This window comes from Acetobacter malorum (assembly GCF_002153605.1).
Taxonomy (GTDB): Bacteria; Pseudomonadota; Alphaproteobacteria; order Acetobacterales; family Acetobacteraceae; genus Acetobacter; species Acetobacter malorum_A.
Genome location: NZ_JOPG01000035.1, coordinates 1 through 1,019, shown reverse-complemented (window position 1 = coordinate 1,019; position 1,019 = coordinate 1). Strand labels below are relative to the sequence as shown.

Annotated in this window: 1 protein-coding gene and 1 pseudogene; both read left to right on the top strand. The window is 62.2% G+C overall.

Annotated features, from left to right (window positions below; all coding sequences use genetic code 11):
- Nucleotides 1-113: 113 nt before the first annotated feature.
- On the top strand, nucleotides 114-383 hold the full coding sequence (locus tag HK23_RS12780) for a hypothetical protein (RefSeq protein ID WP_061487159.1): 270 nt from the start codon (nucleotides 114-116) through the stop codon (nucleotides 381-383).
- Nucleotides 384-741: 358 nt separating this feature from the next.
- Nucleotides 742-1,019 (top strand): annotated as a pseudogene (locus tag HK23_RS14810) (hypothetical protein); the annotation flags it as partial.

The following is a 1,019-nucleotide window of genomic DNA, read 5'->3' as shown; positions in this document are numbered from 1 at the left end:
TGCTTTAATCGGAGGATGTGGATGTCGACACTGAAAGGACTTTATTCCCGCTATCGCCGCTCCTTGCGTACAGCCGCCCGGAGATGGCGCAACCGACTGGAGGGAGGCGTATCATGGTAACGCGCCCCCTTTTCGGAGACGATCCGCTCGCTCCGCGTGTCCTCTCCGTGCTCCGCCGCCTCGGTCATGACGGACGTGGCGTGACGCTGACGTCTCTGGTGGCCCATACCGGTATACCGGGGATCAGACTTCGCTCCACGCTGGAACGCCTGGTCCAGGCGGGCGCGGTCGCCCCTGCCGGGTGTGATCCCCTGGCTTCTGATCTCGCGTTCCGTCTCCCCATGCGGGCAAGAGCCGTACCGCCAGTTCCGGTCGCGGCGTAAGGCACTGACCGCGCCGGGTAGATCAGAAACGCCTTCTCCGAGCGGAAGCACCATCTTTTCTGGAACGACCGCACGAATGAGAGGGTGGAGCGGGGCCTTGCATCGGAGGCCCCGCGTCTCTGAAGATGAAATCAAAAGCAGCAAGAACAGGGAGATGTCGAGTTTTATCCATTTTCTCAACCTGAAGGCGCTTCAGCACTATTGGAATAACCATCCCCCCGTGCCCCGTTCACTGGGGACAATGAGGCCAGTTTGGTCGCATTCCGCCGGAGAGACGGAGCGAGCGGAACAGACGGCCAAACAACCTCGGCGCCTTCGGCAGAGGGAGAGACCACACGTCGCTGTGGGTCTCGTCCTCATGCTGCTGGTCGGAATGGCCTCGCAGGCATCGGCTCATGCGCCGCATGATGTGCTGTCGTGCGAGACAGAAAAGCAGCCGGTGAACATTCCATCCATGCCACTGGCCCGCGCCATCGAGATATTGGGCCGGCAGACCGGGTGCCCGGTCCTTGTCGACCCAATCCTTATGGACGGCCGGACCTCGGCAGCCGTCAAGGGCGCCTATACGCCTCAGGCCGCCCTCCTGCATCTGTTCGGGTCCGTGCATGTCGACGTCACCGCCACTGTTTCGGGCTT